The organism is Bacillus sp. DHT2 (genome assembly GCF_026241455.1).
In the GTDB taxonomy this organism is placed as follows: domain Bacteria; phylum Bacillota; class Bacilli; order Bacillales; family Bacillaceae_G; genus Bacillus_A; species Bacillus_A pseudomycoides.
Genome location: NZ_JAPHWH010000011.1, coordinates 84,009 through 104,732, shown reverse-complemented (window position 1 = coordinate 104,732; position 20,724 = coordinate 84,009). Strand labels below are relative to the sequence as shown.

Here is a 20,724-nt window from a genome sequence, read left to right as displayed (position 1 = left end):
AGATTTGTATATGAAAAATAAAAAACCTAACATATTACTTTTGATTAATATGTTAGGTTTTTTTTAAATAAGGTGCTTCTTAAATTTGTGTTGTAATTCGTTTCAGAATCCAAATGACAGCATCTTGAAAGTTTTCTGCAATATAACTCGGTTCAATATGAGCCCATTTATCGCGATATGTATGTAATGCGTCATGCCCGGCACCCGTTTGAACTAAGATCGTTGTTGCATTCACATTTGCGCCAGCAACGATATCAGTCCAGCGATCGCCAATAACGATACATTTTGTTAAATCAAGCTCATGTTTTTTTGATGCTTGCAGAAGCATACCTGTACTTGGCTTTCGACATTCGCATCCATCTCCATGTCTGTGAGGACAAAGATAGATGTCATCAAAACCAAAAGCTTCTAGTTCTTGAATAAAATCTTCTATACTTGCTTTTCCATCAGCAATACCAGGTTGATTTGTAAAGGAAAATAGTTTTATATTTTGTTCTTTTAATGCACGTAAGGCGTCTTGTGTAAATGGAAATAAGGTAAATTCACCAGGATAATGTATGATAGTATCTCCTCCGATGGTTCCATCACGATCGATAAATATTGCTTGAATGTTTGTCATAATAGTAGTTCCCTTCAACTAGTAAATTAAAAGTATTTTACAAATCGATATCCGTTTATTTCGTATCCTAATTTTTTATAGAATGGATGAGCATCTGTTCTTTGCGTACCACTTACAAGCCATGTTCCAATACAGTTATGCTCTTTAGCTAACTGTTCAGCATACTCCATTAAAATTTGTCCAATTCCTTTTCTTCTTGCTGTGGAGTCAACACTAATAATGGATACTTCCCCGTATCGTGTCACATCTTCTAAGTTCTCACGTATACGAAATCCAAGGAATCCAAATATATGATCATCTTCTTCGTAAACATATAAGAAGTCAAATGGGCTCATTTCAACAAATTGTAAGCGGTTTTGCATGTCTACATAAGAAATATCAGAACCTTTTAATTCTTTTGTTAGTGAACAAAGTGCTTCTATATCGTTCACAGTTGCTTTTCGAATGTGAGATTTCATACTCTCAACTCCATCTATAAATATAAATTAACAACTCCAAATGTTAAATATTCTGTTAAAAAGTGTTTTTTCCTGCTAGTAATACGAATATGAATATTAAATATATTTAATATATTAGATATATAGAATGATATTTTAAGAAGAAATATGTTATGATTTCCCTGGAGTTTATTGTAAGTGGGAAGAGGGGAAGTAATTTGTTACAGGTCAATATTCGATCAGCGGGTTATGAAGCAGGAGAAAAAACAATCCATGATATAGCATTTTCAATTGAAAAAGGTGAACTAGTTGCTCTTATTGGTGCAAATGGAGCTGGGAAAAGTACGACAATTAAATCAATGCTGGGCTTACTTGCAAATATGGAGGGTGAAATTTCGTTTGGTGAAAAAGAGAATCCGTATGCATATGTGCCAGAACACCCAACGTATTATGATTATTTAACATTATGGGAGCACATTGAATTGTTAATGGCTGCACGTGGGTGTGAAATAGGGAGCTGGGAGGAACGCGCACAGGAGTTATTACACACATTTCGAATGGAAAAGCATCAGCATGAATACTTATCAAAGTTTTCAAAAGGTATGAAACAAAAATCAATGTTGATTTTGGCTTTTTTAACGGAACCAGACTTTTATATTATTGATGAACCGTTTATTGGATTAGATCCAGTAGCAACACGAGAATTTTTAAATTTCTTATATAAAGAAAAAGAGCGGGGAGTAGGGATTTTACTGTGTACCCATGTGCTAGATACAGCGGAAAGAATCTGTGAACGATTTTTACTTATTTCACAAGGAACGTTAATAGCAAACGGTAATCTACAAACAATTCAATCCCTAGCAGAAATGCCAGAGAGTCCATTATTAGATTGTTTTGATGCAATCGTAAGGCGGGAACAACATGATGAAACAACAATTTTATAAAAGGTTGCGTCATGAACTGAAAAGAAAATGGAAATCCATTCGGTCTGTAACTGATTGGACAATCGCATTATATTTTATTGTTCCAGTACTTGTATTTAGCGGGATTTATTATCGATCGTTATGGACAAGAGAATTATCTGCAGAAGAACCGGCTTATTTTTTATTGGGCTTGTTTGTATTTTTCTTTGTTACATATTCAAGAGGAATGCGTTCGTTTTTTGAGCAAGCAGATAGCCTGTTTTTAATTCAGCATCCAGTTCACATGAAAAAATTAATGAAATATGGCATGGTATACACATGTATTCGAATAAGTATAACAAATATCATTGTAACGCTCATTATGTTACCTATATTGGTTAAGAGTATGGGGGCTTCTCTTTTACAAGTCGTATTATTTTGGCTGTCCTTTACCGTTTTTCGGTGTATGTTATCACTATTGGTAAGATATATAGATGTGTGTGGAGGGAAGCGCTGGGTATTATGGATTGTAAAGATTATCGTATTTTTTATGAGTTTTATTTGTTTGGGAAGTGGTCTGTTTTTAGGTTTTAAACATCCAGTATATGCAATACTATTTATCATTGTATTGATTGGAATTAGTTTGATATTGATAAAACAAAAAATGAACTATCAACGTTTCTTTTTTAAGGAAGTTGAAAAAGAAAAGGAAGAGGGTATGCGCTGGACAACGGAAATCATGCACTTTAGTGGTCAAATAACGAAGCCAAGTAATAACTCGAAACCATGGTTGTTTCCACGTTCGAAGCATATACTAGGGAAAAAATCTGATTCGCGTATTATTGAATCATTTTTTAAGGAGTATTTTCGATCAGGTGCTTCTTTAAGTTTTTATATTAAAATTATCTTTATGAGTGCAGTATCGATAAAAGTAACACCATGGTGGATTGCGCTTATTATTATTGTATTTGCCTGTGTTGCAATTGCACGTTATTCAGGGGATCAATGGAATGAATTTGTTAAAAAAATGTTTCTCCAATTATATTGTGATCAAGGGAAGTTATTATTGTTAAAAGGAAGAGCGGAAATGGCCTTGTTTGTTCCGGCTGTTTTGATTTACGGCATAGTTATACTTGGCCAGTTTTATTTATTACCAGCTATTATCGTAGGAAGCCTACTATTAATATTAATAGGCTGGATTGTATTCATACCATAGAAAAAAGAGCCATAATGGCTCTTTTTTAGTCTGTAATTGACTGGTAAATAAAATATAAGAGAACAAAAATGCTCACGACGGAGTACATGACATCTAGAGTCATTAAAAATCCTCCTCACTATTGTTGTACTTATATTATATGAAATCTGACTATTACATATTCAAATGAAAAAAATATGAAAGTTAATAAATTTGTAAAGTGCAAAAATTAGCATCATTTTGTATAATGGAAGAAACAACCGTTATACAAATATAAGTAGTGAAAGGGGAGGGAATAAAAAATGCCAAATTGGTTTAGAAAGACGTTAGTCGCATTAATTACTGTATTTACATTTGGTTTAGTGACGCCTCCTTCTATTTTGCTTGATAATGCAAAAGCGGACAAGCCTACAACAAGGCAACAAAATTTGGAGCAGACGTCCTATACATATGAAGAAAATCGAGAGAGGTTAACCGCAGAGACCTTTGTGACCTATGCAATGCAAGAAGCTGAGAAACAATCTATGCAAAAGTTTGGTTCTAAAATTGGACCTGTCATTGAAGATGAATTTAAAGATATTATTCTACCTAAAATAGAAGAAGCAATTGCAGAGCTTACAACAGATGTACCGGAAGAGTCTTTACAATCATTAGCAATTTCACAGAAACCAGCAGGCGGCAATAACGAAAAGATTTTTCATGTATATGATACGAAAACAGGAAATGATTTACTACGTTTCCATGTAAGGCGGGATCATCCACCACAAGATGGATATTATTTTAATTTCCACTACCATCGCTTTGATGATGGATATACAGCGCATCATGAGTTAGGAGATATTTATTGGAATACGAATATGCCGCCGAAATGGCTGTCGTGATAAAAAGAACGAGGAGATGTCCTTGTTCTTTTTTGTTTTTATAAATGTGAAAATTAAAGGTGAAGCGGATCTTAACAACGAATAGAATATGTTTGGATTTGTTCAAAAAAGAGGCTAAGGGAGTATTCATTATGTTGAAATATGTTGTATTTGATTTTGACGGTACATTAGTAGATTCACAAGATATATTTGTTCCTATTTATAATCAACTTGCTGAGAAGCATGGGTATAAAACGGTAAGTGAAGAAGAAATTGAACCTTTAAGAAAATTATCTATTCCTGAAAGGTGTAAACAGCTTCATGTACCACTTTATAAATTGCCTATATTAGCGCTAGAGTTTTATAAACTATACCAGCCAGCTATTAAAGATCTAGTCTTATTTAATGGCATGAAGGAAGTGCTAGATGAATTACATAGAAAGGGTTATGGAATAGCAGTAATATCCTCTAATTCAGAAGAGCATATTAGAGCATTTCTACATAACAATCAAATAAAAAATATTCAAGAAGTTTTTTGTTCGAAAAATTTGTTTGGGAAAGATAAAATTATCAAGAAATTTTTAAAAGAAAAAAAGTTAACAGAAGCTGATATGCTGTATGTTGGTGATGAGCAACGAGATATTGTTGCATGTAAAAAAGTTGGCGTAAACGTCGTATGGGTTGGATGGGGATATGATGTGATGGAAACGATCAAAGAAGATTCTCCAAATTATATGGTAAATACACCAAATGAAATTTTACATATAGTTGAGTCTGTTCAGTGAATGACCCCTCCTTAACACTCTTACGAGTCGTTTGAAGAAGGGGCTTCCTGTTTCATAGGGTGTTGCTGCTTGAGAATCCAAGCAGTCTTACATACTCTCCACAGGCGTCGTTTATACTGTTTGGACACAACCTTGCCCTACAGTTTCAGTCTTCAGTCGTTCTCACAAGTAATTGTTCTAACCCTTTTCTGTTGGAGTACTGTTAAAATGACAGAAAGGAAGAGAAGGGGATGCAGCAGTTTGAACCTGGTATTCATCATATTGAATTTTGGGTAGCAAATTTAGAGGAATCCATATGTTTTTATAGTAGGTTGTTCTCTATCATTGGCTGGAAACAGTTGAATGAGAGTGCATTTAGTACAGGGAAGATTGAAATGTATTTCAAGGAAGTAGAGGGAAAGATTGTAAGAACGTTAGGGCCGAGGCATATTTGTTATCAGGCTGTTAGTAGAGCTGTAGTTGATGAGGTCACTAATTTCTTACAAAATGTACAAGCGGAGATTATTCGTGGGCCGATTGAGACGAATCATTACTCAGATGGATATTATACTGTGGATTTTTATGATCCGAATGGGTTTGTTGTAGAAGTGGCTTATACGCCTAATGTGGAAATGTGAGGAGAGATCTTATTACCCGTTAATACGGGATAAATAATAGAGGAAAGTATAGCTTTCCTCTATTATAAGTTTAGATTGTTGTATTTTTATTTAATCTTCGTAAATGTAAGAGGCTGTGTACTTAACATAACTGGTACATGTAATTGGATTGTTTGGAATTCCCCTTTTATATCCATCTCATAAGCAAGCAACACATTCATTTCTATTTGGAATAAGTCTAATGTTGCATAAAACATATCATAATGATGGTGATGTAACCGAACTTTTAGTTCTGTGAACTGTAAATATAACTCTTCATTTTGTTTATACACTTCTAGTGTTCCATAAGCAGGGTGTTCGAATGTTCCAATATAGTCTTCTAATGCATGAGAAGGTACGGTCTCTTTTACTTGTTCTGGAAGTGATTGGTTTACTTCTTTCATCATTTCTTTCAATTGAGCGGTGTCTTCTATAGCACGCTTATGCCAATCAATTGTTTCCAATCCGAGGAGTTCGTCATAGATTTGATTTGCAAGATAACTAGGAAGTAAGGTGCTTCCGGCGTTCGTTAATATGACAAGGCCTATATTTTCTTTTGGAATAAATGAGACAAGTGCAGAAAATCCATCGATACCTCCGCTATGATGAATTACTTTATAGCCACGGTAAGAACTAATAAACCAACCAAGACCATAACTATTTACTGGTGATTCAGGGGGCGATAAAAGTGGCTGATCAGGAATTGTATTGTGCGGCGTATACATTTGTTGTAATAATTCAGAAGATAGTAATTCGTGATCTCCTGTTTTTCCTTGATTAAGATGGAAAAGTACCCAATTTGCCATATCTGCAATTGTTGAATTGATGCATCCAGCAGCTCCTACTGTATCAATATTACGGAATGGTACCTCTTTTATTTCTCCATCTTTCTCAACGTAAGGCAATGCGTAGTCATTCGTATTTTGTGAGTCTGTGACAGAGAAGTTTGTTTGCTCCATTTGAAGTGGTGCTAAAATATGTTCTTTGGCGTATTGCTCCCATGTCTGATTTGTAATGTTTTCTACAATATAGCTAATTGTTGCATACATTAAGTTGTTATATAAGAAAGCTGTGCGAAATGGTGCATCAAGTGATAAATGCTTTATTTTTTCAACGATGTCTTTTCGAGTTAAGGAGGAGTTGTACCAAAGAGCATCATGACGACTAACGCCAGAGCGGTGGGAAGCTAAATCACGTGCTGTAATTTGGGAGCTTGCAAGTATATCTGATAAAGCGAAGGTAGGGATATAAGATTGAACAGGAGTATCCCAATCAAACTTTTTTTGTTGTGCTAATAGGCTTAAAGATAGGGTGCCAAATGCCTTGGTCGCAGATCCAATTGCAAAGCGTGTTTGAGGCGTAACCGGTTTTTTCTGTTTTGAATCACGATAGCCAAATCCTTCTGAAACAATGACTTCTCCATCTTTTATAACTGCGACAGCAGCCCCTGGCACGTTTAAATCTTTCATCATTTTTTCAATCGTTGTTTGTAATGTGCTAACAACAGGGATTTCGATTTTACTCATGCTTCTAACCTCCAAATATTATTTTATACTTCCGCACTATATTTTCTTTGACTAGAAGTTAAATACCTCTTAAAAGATGAAAAATTAAGAATTTTGTAAGATTCATTAAAATGGATATCCTATACTAGATTTCTGTTAATACTTACTATATTGAAATATTTTTCAATAAGTTTTACTGAGAATTTTGCATGCAGAATTATTTTTTGTATGATAAACTCCATATAGGAAATAGATGCGAAAGAGGGTTTTTCTTACATATGAAACATGCTGAATATGAATACTTAAATCTGTGTCGCCATGTGATGGAGCATGGTACAAAAAAAGAAGATCGTACAGGAACAGGGACTGTATCTGTATTTGGATATCAAATGCGTTTTGACCTTAGCAAGGGATTCCCTTTGTTAACGACAAAGCGTGTGCCATTCCGCTTAGTAGCTAGTGAACTTCTTTGGTTCATGAAAGGCGATACAAATATTCGTTATTTACTACAAAATAACAATAATATTTGGAATGAATGGGCGTTTAAAAGCTGGGTAGAAAGCGATGCGTATGAAGGGCCAGATATGACGGACTTTGGACTTCGCTCTCAGCAGGATGAAGAGTTTAAGAAACAATATGATGAGCAAATGGAATTGTTTAAAAAGAATGTACTGGAAGATGATGATTTTGCAAACCAGTATGGCTATTTAGGAGATGTATATGGAAAACAATGGCGTGCTTGGAAAACGACAGCAGGTGAGACGATTGATCAGTTAAAAGATGTAATCGAAATGATTAAGAAAACACCAGATTCTCGTCGCTTACTTGTTTCTGCTTGGAATCCTGAAGATGTGCCAAGTATGGCACTTCCGCCTTGTCATACGCTATTCCAATTTTACGTAGCAGACGGAAAGCTTTCGTGTCAGTTATATCAACGAAGCGGTGATATTTTCCTTGGCATTCCATTTAATATTGCAAGCTACTCATTGTTAACACATTTAATCGCGCACGAATGTGGTTTAGAAGCAGGAGAGTTCGTTCATACGATTGGAGACGCACATATTTACACAAATCATTTTGAACAAGTGGAAAAGCAGTTAGCGCGTGAACCACGTCCGTTTCCAACGCTAAAATTAAATCCAGATGTAAAGTCTGTTTTTGATTTTGAAATGGAGGATTTAACATTAGAAGGTTATGATCCACATCCTGCAATTAAAGCGCCTGTCGCAGTGTAAACGCAAAAGGAGATGAAAAGATGATTATTTCATTTATGGTCGCAATGGATGAAAATAAAGTCATCGGTAAGGATAATAAATTACCGTGGCATTTACCAAGTGAATTGCAATATGTTAAGAAGACAACAATGGGTCACCCACTTATTATGGGGAGAAAAAACTATGAAGCGATTGGAAGACCACTTCCAGGAAGACGAAATATTATCGTAACGCGCAATATGAATTATCATGTAGAAGGCTGTGAAATTGCGCAGTCAGTAGAAGAAGTATTTGAGTTATGTAAAAATGAAGAAGAAATTTTTATTTTTGGTGGAGCGCAAATTTACGAATTGTTCTTACCATATGTGAACAAGCTTTATATAACAAAGATTCACCATTCATTTGAAGGAGATACATTCTTCCCAGAAATGAATATGAAAGAGTGGAAAGAAGTTTTTGTGGAAAAAGGTGTTACGGATGAAAAAAATCCGTACACATATTACTATCACATATATGAAAAACAAAAATAATCATAAAAAGATTGATGTGTATGTTCACATCAATCTTTTTATTTGGATAATAAGATAAAACTTTATGAATGAACTTTTTTGATGATATAATGGTAGAGGTTGTAAGTTTTAGTAGCTTAGGAAAAATCCATAAAAGACAGATTTATATTTATTATTTCTTTGCTTAACTAAAGGAGGAGAATCGGTTGAAAAAACTATGGGGATTGCTTTTTCTTTGCTTCACACTCATGCTAGTAGGATGTGGTAAAGAAGAAAAGCCAGCACAAGCATTTGATACATATGCAAAAGCGTGGAATAAGCAAAAATTTGCAGATATGTATGATCAATTGTCAGAAGATGCAAAAAAATCTATTTCAAAAAAAGATTTTACAGAGAAGTATGAAAAGATTTATGCGGGCATTGAGGTTAAAAATCTAAAGATAGAAACAGGAAAAGTAAAAGAGGATAAAGAAGATAAAGGGCCAGTTCCTTTTAATGTGAGTATGGATACAGTTGGTGGGGAAATTTCCTTTTCTCACGAAGCAAAGCTTGTGAAAGAGAAAGATGGAGATAAAGAATCTTGGAAAATAGACTGGACTCCAGATTTTATTTTTCCAGGCATGACAAAAGACAGTAAAGTACGTATGCAAACGTTTCAAGCGAAGCGTGGGGAGATATATGATCGTAATGGAAAAGGACTTGCAACGAATGGAAGAGCAAATGAAATTGGCATCATTCCAGGTAAACTAGGAGAGGCTGCACCACAGACAAAGGAAACAATTGGAAAGTTGCTGGATATGTCTGTAGAAGAGATAGATCAAAAGCTTGCGGCAAAATGGATTAAACCAGATTCATTTGTACCAATTGGGATTTTACAAGAAGGTGCAACGCAAAATGATTATATTTCTTTAGACGGTGTAACGACTCGACAAGTCAATGTTCGTACATATCCATTGGGAGAGGCTGCTGCTCATTTAACAGGATATATGGGGAAAGTGAATGCAGAAGATTTAAAGGATTTACAGAAAAAAGGATATCAGGCAGATGACCCAGTTGGAAAAGCTGGTTTGGAGCAAGTATTTGAAGAGAAGCTACGTGGTAAAAAAGGTGGCCGTGTCTTCATGGAGGATGCACAAGGAAAAGAGAAAAAAGAATTAGCTAAAATTGAAGCAAAAGATGGAGAAAATGTTACGTTAACAATTGATAGTACAGTTCAGGAAAAAATCTTTAACGAAATGAAGGGAGAAGCTGGTTCAAGTGCAGCGATAAATCCGCAGACTGGTGAAACAATTGCACTTGTGAGTAGCCCTGCGTACAACCCGAATGTAATAGTAAGGGGTGTATCAAAAACACAACGTGAAGCATGGAATAATGATCCGAAAAAGCCAATGACAAATCGCTTTACACAAGCATCGGCACCAGGTTCTGTATTTAAAGCAATTACAGGTGCGATTGGTCTTGAAACGAAAACAATTGATCCAAAAGAGGAATTGAAAATTGAAGGATTACAATGGACAAAAGATTCTTCATGGGGAAATTATTATGTAACACGTGTAAAAGATGCAAGTCCAATTGATTTTGATAAAGCAATGAAGTTTTCTGATAACATTTACTTTGCACAACAAGCAATAAAAATTGGGAAAGATAAATTTATGAGTGAAGCAAAGAAATTTGGATTCGATGAAAAGTTACCAATTGAATATCCATTCCCGGTTTCAAAAATTGCAAAAGATGGCATTAAAAATGATATTCAAATGGCTGATACAGGGTATGGACAAGGCCAAGTATTAATGACGCCTCTTCATTTGGCATTAACGTATGCACCGATTGTAAATGAAGGGAATATACCATCTCCACATCTTATTAAAGATGATAAACAAGTTAAACCTTGGAAAGAAAATGTGATTTCTAAAGGGAACCAAGATATATTAAAAAATGCGTTAACAAAAGTAATTAATGATGAAGATGGTACAGGGAAAATTGCTAAGATTGACGGTATGACTCTTGCTGGAAAAACTGGAACAGCTGAGTTAAAAGAGTCGAAGGAAGCAGATGGAAAAGAACTTGGATGGTTCGCTGCTTTTGATGTAAATTCACCGAATATGATTGTTACGATGATGATTGAAGATGTAAAAGGCCGGGGTGGAAGTAACGTACCTGGTGAAAAAGTGAAACATGTTTTTCAAAAGTAATACTTAGGAAAAAGCTATCTCCTTAAAAAAGGAGATAGCTTTTTTCGTGAAGATTGAATAATGAAATGTGAATATTCAATGAAATGGAGATAGGAGAATTATCTACTTACGAAAAAAAAGTAGCTATTTTTTATTGACAGAAAAAGAATGTTTTTGTATTATACTTACATAAGGTAAGTTATTTACTTTTTATCGAAAATCTCAAATTAAAGATAATTATTAAGGGAGAGAATAAAAATGACAAAAGTACTATTTATTACAGCAAATCCAAATTCAGCGGAAGCATCTTTCGGTATGGCAGTAGGGGAATCATTCATCGAGGCATATAAAAATGAACATCCACAAGATGAAGTGGTAACAATTGATCTATTTAACACAACTGTACCAGCAATTGATGCAGAAGTATTTGCAGCTTGGGGTAAATTCGCAGCAGGTGAAGGCTTTGAAACGTTAAGCGAAAGCCAACAACAAAAAATTGCAGCAATGAATACAAACTTAGAAACATTTATGAATGCAGATCGTTATGTGTTTGTAACGCCAATGTGGAACTTCAGTTATCCACCAGTAGTAAAAGCATACTTAGATAACTTATCTATCGCAGGTAAAACTTTTAAATATACTGAAAATGGACCAGTTGGTTTACTAGAAGGGAAAAAAGCACTTCACATTCAAGCTACAGGTGGCGTTTACTCTGAAGGACCATACGCAGCAATGGACTTTGGCCGCAAGCACTTAAATGCAGTATTAGGATTTATGGGTATATCTGATGTAGATTACCTTGCGGTTGAAGGTATGAATGCAAACCCTGAAAAAGCACCAGAAATTAAAGAAGCGGCAATTGCAAATGCTCGTGAATTAGCAAAACGTTTCTAATATAGAAAACTCAAAAATGTCCAAACGCTTGTCGTTTGGACATTTTTTCTTCTTTTTCCTTCGTTTGTCTAGTATAATGAAGGACGGAATGAGAATAAGTGGGGGTTCTATATGATTCAAACGTTTTTTAAAATCTTTTATTTAATTGTAATTGTAATTGGTATTACACCGAGATTATGGCGTATAAAACGAAAAGCACAGACAATGTCGCCACAAGAAAAAGATCGTCTCGTGTATAAAACGACAAACTGGTTTGGTAAGAAAATGGTTCGTGTAGCTGGGTCGACTGTACAAGTAAATGGAATTGAAAATGTGCCGAAAGATAAACCGGTCCTTGTTGTAAGTAATCATCAAAGTGATATGGATATTCCAGTCTTACTTGGGTACTTGAATAAACCAATTGGATTTGTTTCAAAAGCAGAAATTAAAAAATTTCCGATTGTACCAACTTGGATGGAATTGATGAATTGTGTGTTTATGGATCGTAGTAATCGTCGGCAGTCGCTCCAAGCTATTAAAGATGGAATTGAACTTTTAAAGAATGGACATTCTATCGTAATTTTCCCAGAAGGAACGCGCAGTAAGGGCCGCGAAATGGGGGAGTTTAAAGCGGGAAGTTTTCATCTTGCTGTAAAAGCCGGAGTAGCTATTTTACCAGTAACTGTAGACGGAACATATAAGATGTTTGAGACGAATGGAAATCGCATGAAGCCTGCTCATGCAACAGTAACCATTTCTAAACCAATTACACCTGAGCAATATGCAAGTATGGATATAAAAGAATTAACACAGTATACGAAAGATATTATTGCAGCTCAATTACATAAGTAATAAAAAAAAGTCTCAGCTTGAAAAGCTGAGACTTTTTTATGCAACAGGCAATACATAAAACAAGACGCAGAAGAACATCATTGCACTACCACCTAATACAAAAAGGTGCCAAATTGCATGGTTGAAGGGCAGCTTTTCCCAAAGGAAAAATATAGCCCCTACTGAATATAGAATCCCACCGATTAACAATAGTGAAAATCCATGCCCGGTTAAATTTTCATAAAGTGGTTTAATAGCGACGATAATGAGCCAGCCCATAATGATATAGCACAGTGTTGACATTTTAATAAAACGGCGTACAAAGAAAATTTTGAAAATAATTCCACCGATGGCCAGCGTCCAAATAATTGCAAGTAATGTCCAGCCGAGTGGCCCTCTTAGAGTAATTAGTAAGAATGGTGTATACGTGCCGGCAATTAAGAGATAGATGGCCGAGTGATCTAAAATCGTAAATAATTTTTCTACTTTCGGGTGGTGGATGCTATGTAATAGTGTAGAAAACAAATATAGTAGAAACATGCTCACGCCGTAAACTGTAAATCCAACAATAGCAGATACAGTACCATGCTTTGATGCATGCATAATTAGTATTATTAATGCAGGAATGCTTAAAATGGCACCGATGCCATGGGTAATTGCATTGGCAATTTCCTCTTTTACGAATTGCGTCATTCGTGTTATTTTTTGAGTCATAATTTGATTCCTTTCATGTTTGATGAAGTAAGGTGTAATTTCCTTTACCATATCATATACATAAGAAATAGAAAATGAAAATTGTTTAAGTGATTATATTTTCAAATTTTTTTGACAAAAGCTAATGGATGCATTGACGTTTACAAACTTTTTTGACAAAATAAAATTAAGTGAGATTAAGGGGGAAGTCATATGCCAAATATTGGGGTTCCGGGTTTAATATTAATTTTAGTACTCGCTTTAATTATTTTCGGTCCAAAAAAGTTACCTGAAATTGGACGAGCTTTTGGGGAAACATTAAAAGAGTTTAAAAAGTCTGCAAAGGGTTTGCATGATGATACGGAAGAAAAGAAATAAATTTCACTAGGTTATTTTGTTTCTATGGTATATAGCGAGTGGGGAATGTGGTGATAAGAGTGGACAATCAAGAGATGAGTGTCATAGAGCATCTTGGAGAGTTAAGAAAGCGACTCATTATAACAGCGCTGACGTTTCTGATTTTTATTGTCATTGGCTTTTCGTTTACGAAAGAAATATATAATTTTATCGTAAAAGATTTAAATATGAAATTAACTGTTTTGGGTCCAAGTGATATTTTATGGATTTATTTTGTGATTGCAGCTGTCTTTTCAATTGTATGTACAATACCAGTTGCAGCTTTACAAATTTGGTTATTTGTAAAACCAGCTCTACATGAACATGAGCGTAAAATGACAATTCTGTATATACCGGCATTATTTCTATTATTTATTGGAGGACTTTGCTTCGGTTATTTCCTGATTTTACCATTTATTTTGCAATTTTTAATGAGTCTTGGTGATGATATGTTTCAGACAATGTTTACGACGGATAAGTATTTTTCGTTTGTGATGAATATGACAGTACCATTTGCTGTGATATTTGAACTTCCTGTCGTTACGATGTTTTTAACTAGTATAGGTGTTCTTAATCCAATAGCACTACAAAAGGTAAGAAGATATGCGTATTTTATTTTAATTGTAATTGCTGTTTGTATTACACCGCCAGACTTTATTTCTGATTTTTCAGTAGCGATACCACTTCTTGTAATTTATGAATTAAGTATTACAGCATCAAAGTTTGTGTATAAGAGGAAAATAAAAAGAGAAATGAATACAGAATCAAAAAGTGCCTCATTATAAAGGTACTTTTTTTATTTATTTGTTATACTATACTTATAACTGTATACAATATAAAGAAGAAAAAAATTATAGAATCTCCGAAATTTAGACAAACTTTTCACTAGTGTAAGTTTATACTGAAGTTATAAATCCAATAAAAAAGAGGATTGATATCGTGATTATGAAAAGTTTTTATTTCACTCATTCAACAGGGAATTGTATCAAAATATTTGAAATCCCTGTCCTACAAGCACAACACCCATTAGCATTTCTAATTCAGTCACGTCTTCAACTATTTATTGCTAAAATTCAAAAACAAAAACAACCGAGATTCTCATACTCTTTTCGCGAATATTTACAAAGTTGCTTAAAGTGGAATGATTATTCAAATGTATATCAAACAAACTCGCTTGAAAAAAATGCATAGTCTAAAATAGAGACAGAGCAAATAAGCTCTGTCATTTTCTTTTTAGACATAAAAGTCAAAGAAATTTGGCGAAAATCACTTCAAACTGTTGAAAGCATTGTGAATACTAGTATAATAACAAGGAGAGCGTATTGGAAAGGGAAGAAGTAAAATATGCAAAAAATTAAAATTGTTACAGACTCAACGGTGGATTTATCACAAGATGTGATTCAAAAATATGATATTCATGTTATTCCATTGTCGATTTCTGTAAATGGAAAAACATACTTAGATCGTGTAGATTTACAGCCGGATGAATTTATTGAAGAAATGCAAAAATCAGAAGAATTGCCAAAAACATCACAGCCAGCAGTCGGATCGTTTGTTGAAATGTATGATCGTTTAGGGGAGGACGGTAGCCAAGTTCTTTCCATTCACTTAACGCATGGTTTAAGTGGGTCAGTTGCAACAGCTAATACTGCAGCAACGATGACAGATACGAAAGTTACAGTGGTAGACTCATTGTTTATTACGCATGCTTTATCGTATCAAGTAATTGAAGCAGCAAAAATGGCGAAGGAAGAACGTTCTTTGGAGGATATTTTAAAGCGTGTTGAAGAAGTTCGTAAAAATACTCGTCTATTTGTAGTTGTTGATACGTTAGAAAACCTTGTAAAAGGCGGTCGGATTGGAAAAGGAACAGCTATGATCGGATCTTTATTAAACATTAAGCCAATTGCAAGTATTGATGATGGTGTATATAATCCTGTTGCGAAGGTACGCAGCAAAGGTCAAATTGTGAAAACATTGATAAAAATGTTTGAGGAAGATATAGCTGGTAAAACAGTAAAAGCGGTAGCTGTACCACATGCGAAAGCATTACCGTTAGCGCAAAAAATGAAAGAAGCAGTTGAAAAAATTAGTGGATTTACACAAACGGAAATTTTTTACACAACGCCTATAATTAGCACACACACTGGTGTAGGGGCAATCGGATTTTCATATTTTGCTGAATAGAAAAAGAGCTACTTGAGGGTAGCTCTTTTTATCTTTTCATCTACAGCAACATTTTAAATGAATGAGACTATTTAGGAGTGGGGAAGAAGTTCTATTAATTAAGATGTTATAACTGATTGTAATAGACGATGATAATCGTGATGATGGCGCTTATTGAAATCATAAAGCGTCGTTGTAAATACTCCCTCATATAATATTCCTTTCTCCTTTTATCGGTTCTTATATGAACAGAAAATCAGCAGTTCATTAAAGCCTTAGTTTATAATATGCATAAAAGGGGAAAGGGATTTATAATTTTGCGTGTTCCTTTATGGATTCTTTTTCCTCAGAGGGCATTTTTTTCTGGAAAATACGTTTGACCAAGAAATAATACGTGAAGTTGTTCCCAAGGTAACATACGTAAATTCCAGTTGTTACGAAGTCGGGTAATAGCTTCTCTAGGTGTCTCATCAGCAAGTGCAAATGTACCGTAATGCATTGGAATGAAATGCGTTGCTTTTACATCTAAAAAGGCTTGCACTGCTTCCTCGGGGGAAACATGTGATACTTTCATAAACCATTCTGGTTCATATGCACCAATAGGCATTAAGGCGATATCAATAGAAAATCGGTTGCCAATTTCTTTAAACCCTTGGAAATAGCCACTATCACCACAAAAGTAAATTGTTTCATCTGTTGTGCTATTATCGATAACCCATCCACCCCAGTGGGAAGTATTCATATCAAACAATGATCTTCTTGTCCAGTGCTGCGCCGGTACGAAGTGAAATGCTACATCATTAATTTTTGTGAATTCCCACCAGTTATATTCTTCTACTCGCATAAATTTTTTTCTTGTAAATAACTTTTTTAATCCAGTAGGTACTAAGTATAGAACATCTGAATTCAATAGACGAAGTGTAGAAAAGTCCAAATGGTCATAATGACCGTGTGAAATGAGGACAATATCAATCTTAGGTAATTCCTGTAATGTAAGGCCGGGATTCGTTAGCCTCGGTACAAGCTTTATTTTTTTTGACCATACTGGATCTGTTAAAATGTTGAGCCCGTTTGTTTGTATAAGGAATGTTGAGTGACCTATCCATGTAATTGTTGTTTTTTCAGTGTTCGTTCGTAAAAACTGGCTACTCTTTACAGGTGATTGTTCTACTAGATAAGAAAAATCTTTTTTGTTTTGTTTTCGTTCTTTACGCCAACGTAAAAAAGAACGAAGTGGTTTTTTTGTACTAACATTATCCATATTTTCATAGCGCTTTGCCATGAACATCACCTCATTTAAAATCTTTGTAGTTGTATTGTATCGAAATGTTGTAAAGGAAAAAAGTGAGGGAAATTGATTAACGATTAAAAAATTGTAAAAAATAGTGTGGATATCTTTACAAAGCGAGTGACTTATTGAAAATTATTGTGTAAAGAGACGGGAAGGAGATAATTTTAGTAAACAATGAAACAGTTGTCTAGTAATTCGCTCGAAAATAGGAAGTAACATACCTAAATTCGTACGATTTCGTGAACAAATTGGATAAACAATTTTCTCATAGTGTTTACTTTTGTTATGATAAACATGTCATACATAAATTTAGAAAAGAGAAGAGAGGTTTGAAAATGAAGCGTTATCAAAAGCTGATTGGTCTCATAGTTGTTTTTTGCTTCTTTATACTTGCAGGATGCGGCTCAGGATCAAAACTCCGTAAACCATTAAATTGGGATTTAGAAACTTTTCAATACATAAATCAAGATGGTAAAAAGTTTGGAACAAAAGATTTAAAAGGGAAAGTATGGGTGGCTGACTTTATGTTTACCAATTGTCAAACGGTTTGTCCACCAATGACTGCTAATATGGCAAAGCTACAAAAGATGGCGAAAGAGAAAAAATTAGATGTTCAATTCGTTTCGTTTAGTGTAGATCCTGAAGTGGATAAACCAGAGAATTTGAAAGCATTTATACAAAAGTTCACAGATGATACGAAAAATTGGAATTTGCTAACAGGGTACTCATTAGAAGATGTGAAAAAATTTGCAAAGGATAATTTCCAAACGTTAGTAGATAAACCGGAAAATGGTCAAGTCATCCATGGAACATCGTTCTTCCTAGTTGATCAAGAAGGAAAAGTAATGAAGCAATACAGTGGAATTAGTAAGACACCATACGAAGACATTTTACGTGATATGGAGCGACTCTTGAAATAAAAGAAGGATGCTGGGCATCCTTCTTTTTGGATATGGAAAATATATATATAATGGTTAATCTATGGATAAAATATCGTGCTGTTGTGGAAGTTTTTGAGCGTGGATTTCTAAAATACCGTTTTGATAGGAAGCTTTTGCACTTTTTTTCTTAATTAGATATGGAAGCTTAATCATGCGAGAAGCACCTGACATGGATCGCTCACGGCGATAGTAATTATGTGAAACTTCATCTTTTGTTTCTTCCATGATTTCTTCAGTAACAGAGATTTTTAAGTATTCACTTTGAATTTCTATTTGGATTTGTTCCTTTTGAACGCCCGGGAGTTCTGCTTTTATGACCAGTTCTTCTCCAGTTTCATATAGGTCGACAGGGAATGTTAATAAGCGGTTTCCTTTTTGAAAAAAGTGATTCATATCCGCAATTACATCACGTAATGGCGTTTGTTCAAAAAAATCATCAATTTGTTTTAAGTAACTACGAATTGGTGGACGAGACGAAGATTCTTTTTTTTCATCACTCATGTTTTTGCCTCCTAGAAATCAATTTGGAATATCATATGACAAATGTGTGCAAATGTGAGTGCCTATTTTTCATGTTTGCACAAAAAAATTGGGTAAAATGTGAAATGGAGTGATTTTTTTATAGTTTTTATCGCCATATCGAGTTGATTATGCTAGTATAAATAGGGTTGATATAGTAGTATAGAAACAGAATGAAAACTGAAAGAGGGTAAGAAGTATGTGTGGTTTTGTAGGATGTTTATGTGAAAACCCTAGAGAGTTTTCAGAAACAGAAAAACATCAATTTGAAAATATGAATACGATTATTTTCCACCGTGGTCCAGATGACGAGGGATATTTTCGTGATGAACATGTACAATTTGGCTTCCGCCGTTTAAGTATCATTGACTTAGAGGCAGGACATCAGCCGCTAACTTATGAAAATGATCGATATGTAATTATTTTTAATGGTGAAATTTACAACTATGTAGAATTACGTGAAATGCTACTTGAAAAAGGTGCAACATTTGCAACGCAATCTGATACAGAAGTTATTATCGCATTGTATGCACACATGAAAGAGAAATGTGTAGATTACCTACGTGGTATGTTTGCATTTATGATTTGGGATCGTGAAGAAAAGAAACTTTTCGGTGCACGTGACCACTTCGGTATTAAGCCGCTATATATCGCGCAGCAAGGTGATACAACATTCTTTGCATCTGAAAAGAAAAGTATCATGCATGTTATGCAAGATAAAGGGGTAAATCCAACTTCTCTGCAACATTACTTTACGTATCAATATGGACCAGAACCAGAAACATTAACTGTTGATATTAATAAAATCGAACCTGGTCATTATTTCGTAAAAGAAATCGGTAAAGAGATGGAAATTCATCGCTACTGGAAACCATATTTCAATGCTTCAAGTGCGACAAAAGAGGAGCACATTCAAGCGATTCGCGATGTATTGTATGATTCTGTAAAAGTTCATATGCGTAGTGATGTACCAGTAGGTTCATTCTTATCTGGTGGTATCGATTCATCTATCATTGCGTCTATCGCAAGAGAAATGAATCCAAATCTTCTAACATTCTCTGTTGGTTTCGAACGCCGCGGCTTTAGTGAAGTTGATGTAGCAAAAGAAACGGCAGAAAAGTTAGGCGTTACAAACCATAGTGTCTTCATTACAGCGAAAGAATTCATGAACGAATTCCCAAAAATTATTTGGCATATGGATGATCCTTTAGCTGATCCAGCTGCTGTACCGTTGTACTTTGTAGCAAAAGAAGCGCGTAAGCATGTAACAGTAGTTCTTTCTGGTGAAGGTGCGGACGAGCTATTTGGCGGATATAATATTTATCGTGAACCAAACTCGTTAAAAATGTTCTCTTATATTCCTACTCCAGGAAAAAGTGTCTTGAAAGCATTAAGTGGAGCATTAAAAGAAGGATTTAAAGGGAAAAGCTTCTTGGAACGTGGATGTACACCAATTGAAGAACGCTACTATGGTAATGCGAAAATCTTCCGTGAAGAAGAAAAAGCTGAGTTAATGAAGTATTACAATGAAAGTGTTAACTATATGGATATCACGAAGCCATTGTATAATGAAATTAAAGATTATGATGATGTAAGCAAAATGCAATACATCGATATGTTCACATGGCTACGCGGCGACATTTTATTAAAAGCTGATAAAATGACGATGGCAAATTCATTAGAACTTCGTGTGCCATTCTTAGATAAAGAAGTGTTTGACGTTGCGTCTAAAATTCCAACAGAATTAAAAATCGCAAATGGAACAACAAAAGCAATTTTACGTGAAGCAGTGCGCGGAATCGTTCCAGATCACGTGTTAGATCGTAAAAAGCTTGGATTCCCTGTACCAATTCGTCATTGGTTAAAAGATGAAATGCATGACTGGGCTGTTAATATTATTAAAGAAAGCAAAACAGAGCATTTAATCGACAAACAGTATGTATTAAACTTACTGGAAGCACATTGTGCAGATAAAGGCGATTATAGCCGTAAAATTTGGACAGTACTTGCATTTATGGTATGGCACCAAATTTATGTTGAGCATAAATATGATACAAATGAGTTTCATGAAGAAACAAAGCGTGCGTATAGCTTAGTATAAAGTGAAACTGGCATCCGCCACTGATTATTATCCCACCAATAGTGGGATAAATAAGAAAACCTTAAGATTGCATACGATCTT

At 34.7% G+C, this 20,724-nt stretch carries 22 protein-coding genes; 16 read left to right on the top strand and 6 right to left on the bottom strand.

Features of this window, described 5'->3' with window-relative positions:
• Positions 1 to 79 precede the first annotated feature (79 nt).
• Both ORL93_RS22460 and ORL93_RS22455 read right to left on the bottom strand, forming a co-directional pair.
• A complete protein-coding gene (locus tag ORL93_RS22460; RefSeq protein WP_097794967.1) occupies positions 80 to 619 on the bottom strand; it encodes an HAD-IIIA family hydrolase in 540 nt (179 codons plus the stop codon).
• Positions 620 to 645: 26 nt separating this feature from the next.
• The gene (locus ORL93_RS22455; RefSeq protein WP_006094728.1) at positions 646 to 1,077 is read right to left on the bottom strand and encodes a GNAT family N-acetyltransferase; all 432 of its coding nucleotides are present in this window, start codon (positions 1,075 to 1,077) and stop codon (positions 646 to 648) included.
• Positions 1,078 to 1,274: 197 nt separating this feature from the next.
• Here ORL93_RS22455 and ORL93_RS22450 point away from each other — a divergent pair, with 197 nt between their 5' ends.
• The 5 genes from ORL93_RS22450 to ORL93_RS22430 all read left to right on the top strand — a co-directional run bounded on the left by ORL93_RS22450 (position 1,275) and on the right by ORL93_RS22430 (position 5,415).
• Entirely contained in the window at positions 1,275 to 2,000 is a 726-nt protein-coding gene (locus tag ORL93_RS22450; RefSeq protein ID WP_097794968.1) for an ABC transporter ATP-binding protein, read from the top strand.
• Positions 1,978 to 3,174, top strand: a complete 1,197-nt coding sequence (locus ORL93_RS22445) for an ABC transporter permease (RefSeq protein WP_097794969.1) — start codon at positions 1,978 to 1,980, stop codon at positions 3,172 to 3,174. Before ORL93_RS22450 ends, ORL93_RS22445 begins: the two co-directional genes overlap by 23 nt.
• 281 nt (positions 3,175 to 3,455) lie before the next feature.
• The gene (locus ORL93_RS22440; protein WP_003207109.1) at positions 3,456 to 4,034 is read left to right on the top strand and encodes a YpjP family protein; all 579 of its coding nucleotides are present in this window, start codon (positions 3,456 to 3,458) and stop codon (positions 4,032 to 4,034) included.
• A 131-nt stretch (positions 4,035 to 4,165) separates the two neighbouring features.
• Positions 4,166 to 4,798, top strand: a complete 633-nt coding sequence (locus tag ORL93_RS22435) for an HAD-IA family hydrolase (RefSeq protein ID WP_097794970.1) — start codon at positions 4,166 to 4,168, stop codon at positions 4,796 to 4,798.
• Between the two features lie 230 nt (positions 4,799 to 5,028).
• Complete coding sequence (locus ORL93_RS22430) at positions 5,029 to 5,415, top strand: VOC family protein (RefSeq protein WP_040119510.1); 387 nt, start codon at positions 5,029 to 5,031, stop codon at positions 5,413 to 5,415.
• 86 nt (positions 5,416 to 5,501) lie between these two features.
• On the opposite strand, the gene ORL93_RS22425 is transcribed toward ORL93_RS22430, so the two are convergent.
• Positions 5,502 to 6,959: a serine hydrolase gene (locus ORL93_RS22425; protein ID WP_040119511.1), complete on the bottom strand. Its 1,458-nt coding sequence runs from the start codon at positions 6,957 to 6,959 to the stop codon at positions 5,502 to 5,504.
• A gap of 257 nt (positions 6,960 to 7,216) precedes the next feature.
• Here ORL93_RS22425 and ORL93_RS22420 point away from each other — a divergent pair, with 257 nt between their 5' ends.
• From ORL93_RS22420 to ORL93_RS22400, 5 genes are all read left to right on the top strand, one after another.
• Positions 7,217 to 8,173, top strand: coding sequence for a thymidylate synthase (locus ORL93_RS22420; RefSeq protein WP_040119512.1), 957 nt, complete (start codon positions 7,217 to 7,219; stop codon positions 8,171 to 8,173).
• Between the two features lie 20 nt (positions 8,174 to 8,193).
• Complete coding sequence (locus ORL93_RS22415; protein WP_003197378.1) at positions 8,194 to 8,682, top strand: dihydrofolate reductase; 489 nt, start codon at positions 8,194 to 8,196, stop codon at positions 8,680 to 8,682.
• 185 nt (positions 8,683 to 8,867) lie between these two features.
• Positions 8,868 to 10,853 (top strand): penicillin-binding transpeptidase domain-containing protein, encoded by a 1,986-nt coding sequence (locus tag ORL93_RS22410; protein ID WP_265959534.1) that lies wholly within the window; start codon positions 8,868 to 8,870, stop codon positions 10,851 to 10,853.
• A 237-nt stretch (positions 10,854 to 11,090) separates the two neighbouring features.
• Positions 11,091 to 11,726 (top strand): FMN-dependent NADH-azoreductase, encoded by a 636-nt coding sequence (locus tag ORL93_RS22405; protein WP_016114701.1) that lies wholly within the window; start codon positions 11,091 to 11,093, stop codon positions 11,724 to 11,726.
• 111 nt (positions 11,727 to 11,837) lie between these two features.
• Entirely contained in the window at positions 11,838 to 12,557 is a 720-nt protein-coding gene (locus ORL93_RS22400) for a lysophospholipid acyltransferase family protein (RefSeq protein ID WP_265959533.1), read from the top strand.
• Positions 12,558 to 12,593: 36 nt separating this feature from the next.
• Here ORL93_RS22400 and trhA read toward each other — a convergent pair whose 3' ends face one another.
• On the bottom strand, positions 12,594 to 13,250 hold the full coding sequence (gene trhA, locus ORL93_RS22395) for a PAQR family membrane homeostasis protein TrhA (RefSeq protein ID WP_016114703.1): 657 nt from the start codon (positions 13,248 to 13,250) through the stop codon (positions 12,594 to 12,596).
• A gap of 192 nt (positions 13,251 to 13,442) precedes the next feature.
• On the opposite strand from trhA, the gene tatA reads away from it, so the two are divergent.
• The 4 genes from tatA to ORL93_RS22375 all read left to right on the top strand — a co-directional run bounded on the left by tatA (position 13,443) and on the right by ORL93_RS22375 (position 15,812).
• Entirely contained in the window at positions 13,443 to 13,607 is a 165-nt protein-coding gene (gene tatA / locus ORL93_RS22390; protein WP_001132888.1) for a twin-arginine translocase TatA/TatE family subunit, read from the top strand.
• A gap of 74 nt (positions 13,608 to 13,681) precedes the next feature.
• Positions 13,682 to 14,410 (top strand): twin-arginine translocase subunit TatC, encoded by a 729-nt coding sequence (gene tatC, locus ORL93_RS22385; protein ID WP_016114704.1) that lies wholly within the window; start codon positions 13,682 to 13,684, stop codon positions 14,408 to 14,410.
• A 154-nt stretch (positions 14,411 to 14,564) separates the two neighbouring features.
• The gene (locus tag ORL93_RS22380) at positions 14,565 to 14,816 is read left to right on the top strand and encodes a DUF2535 family protein (protein ID WP_000605583.1); all 252 of its coding nucleotides are present in this window, start codon (positions 14,565 to 14,567) and stop codon (positions 14,814 to 14,816) included.
• 153 nt (positions 14,817 to 14,969) lie between these two features.
• Positions 14,970 to 15,812, top strand: coding sequence for a DegV family protein (locus ORL93_RS22375; protein ID WP_003197390.1), 843 nt, complete (start codon positions 14,970 to 14,972; stop codon positions 15,810 to 15,812).
• Between the two features lie 325 nt (positions 15,813 to 16,137).
• Here ORL93_RS22375 and ORL93_RS22370 read toward each other — a convergent pair whose 3' ends face one another.
• Complete coding sequence (locus tag ORL93_RS22370; RefSeq protein ID WP_141556386.1) at positions 16,138 to 17,073, bottom strand: MBL fold metallo-hydrolase; 936 nt, start codon at positions 17,071 to 17,073, stop codon at positions 16,138 to 16,140.
• 344 nt (positions 17,074 to 17,417) lie between these two features.
• On the opposite strand from ORL93_RS22370, the gene ORL93_RS22365 reads away from it, so the two are divergent.
• Positions 17,418 to 18,002, top strand: a complete 585-nt coding sequence (locus ORL93_RS22365) for an SCO family protein (protein WP_018766424.1) — start codon at positions 17,418 to 17,420, stop codon at positions 18,000 to 18,002.
• Positions 18,003 to 18,056: 54 nt separating this feature from the next.
• On the opposite strand, the gene ORL93_RS22360 is transcribed toward ORL93_RS22365, so the two are convergent.
• Entirely contained in the window at positions 18,057 to 18,524 is a 468-nt protein-coding gene (locus ORL93_RS22360; RefSeq protein WP_097794974.1) for an Hsp20/alpha crystallin family protein, read from the bottom strand.
• A 217-nt stretch (positions 18,525 to 18,741) separates the two neighbouring features.
• On the opposite strand from ORL93_RS22360, the gene asnB reads away from it, so the two are divergent.
• Positions 18,742 to 20,643 carry an asparagine synthase (glutamine-hydrolyzing) gene (gene asnB / locus ORL93_RS22355; protein ID WP_003197399.1) on the top strand — a complete coding sequence of 634 codons (1,902 nt, stop codon included), beginning with the start codon at positions 18,742 to 18,744 and terminating at the stop codon, positions 20,641 to 20,643.
• Positions 20,644 to 20,724 lie beyond the last annotated feature (81 nt).

Coding starts and splice junctions, on each gene's coding strand:
- ORL93_RS22445 (WP_097794969.1), top strand. CDS start 1,978: ATGATGAAACAACAATTTTATAAAAGGTTGCGTCATGAACTGAAAAGA.
- ORL93_RS22430 (WP_040119510.1), top strand. CDS start 5,029: ATGCAGCAGTTTGAACCTGGTATTCATCATATTGAATTTTGGGTAGCA.
- ORL93_RS22440 (WP_003207109.1), top strand. CDS start 3,456: ATGCCAAATTGGTTTAGAAAGACGTTAGTCGCATTAATTACTGTATTT.
- ORL93_RS22425 (WP_040119511.1), bottom strand. CDS start 6,959: ATGAGTAAAATCGAAATCCCTGTTGTTAGCACATTACAAACAACGATT.
- ORL93_RS22400 (WP_265959533.1), top strand. CDS start 11,838: ATGATTCAAACGTTTTTTAAAATCTTTTATTTAATTGTAATTGTAATT.
- ORL93_RS22460 (WP_097794967.1), bottom strand. CDS start 619: ATGACAAACATTCAAGCAATATTTATCGATCGTGATGGAACCATCGGA.
- ORL93_RS22360 (WP_097794974.1), bottom strand. CDS start 18,524: ATGAGTGATGAAAAAAAAGAATCTTCGTCTCGTCCACCAATTCGTAGT.
- ORL93_RS22375 (WP_003197390.1), top strand. CDS start 14,970: ATGCAAAAAATTAAAATTGTTACAGACTCAACGGTGGATTTATCACAA.
- ORL93_RS22420 (WP_040119512.1), top strand. CDS start 7,217: ATGAAACATGCTGAATATGAATACTTAAATCTGTGTCGCCATGTGATG.
- tatC (WP_016114704.1), top strand. CDS start 13,682: ATGAGTGTCATAGAGCATCTTGGAGAGTTAAGAAAGCGACTCATTATA.
- ORL93_RS22455 (WP_006094728.1), bottom strand. CDS start 1,077: ATGAAATCTCACATTCGAAAAGCAACTGTGAACGATATAGAAGCACTT.
- ORL93_RS22370 (WP_141556386.1), bottom strand. CDS start 17,073: ATGGCAAAGCGCTATGAAAATATGGATAATGTTAGTACAAAAAAACCA.
- trhA (WP_016114703.1), bottom strand. CDS start 13,250: ATGACTCAAAAAATAACACGAATGACGCAATTCGTAAAAGAGGAAATT.
- ORL93_RS22435 (WP_097794970.1), top strand. CDS start 4,166: ATGTTGAAATATGTTGTATTTGATTTTGACGGTACATTAGTAGATTCA.
- ORL93_RS22365 (WP_018766424.1), top strand. CDS start 17,418: ATGAAGCGTTATCAAAAGCTGATTGGTCTCATAGTTGTTTTTTGCTTC.
- ORL93_RS22415 (WP_003197378.1), top strand. CDS start 8,194: ATGATTATTTCATTTATGGTCGCAATGGATGAAAATAAAGTCATCGGT.
- tatA (WP_001132888.1), top strand. CDS start 13,443: ATGCCAAATATTGGGGTTCCGGGTTTAATATTAATTTTAGTACTCGCT.
- ORL93_RS22405 (WP_016114701.1), top strand. CDS start 11,091: ATGACAAAAGTACTATTTATTACAGCAAATCCAAATTCAGCGGAAGCA.
- asnB (WP_003197399.1), top strand. CDS start 18,742: ATGTGTGGTTTTGTAGGATGTTTATGTGAAAACCCTAGAGAGTTTTCA.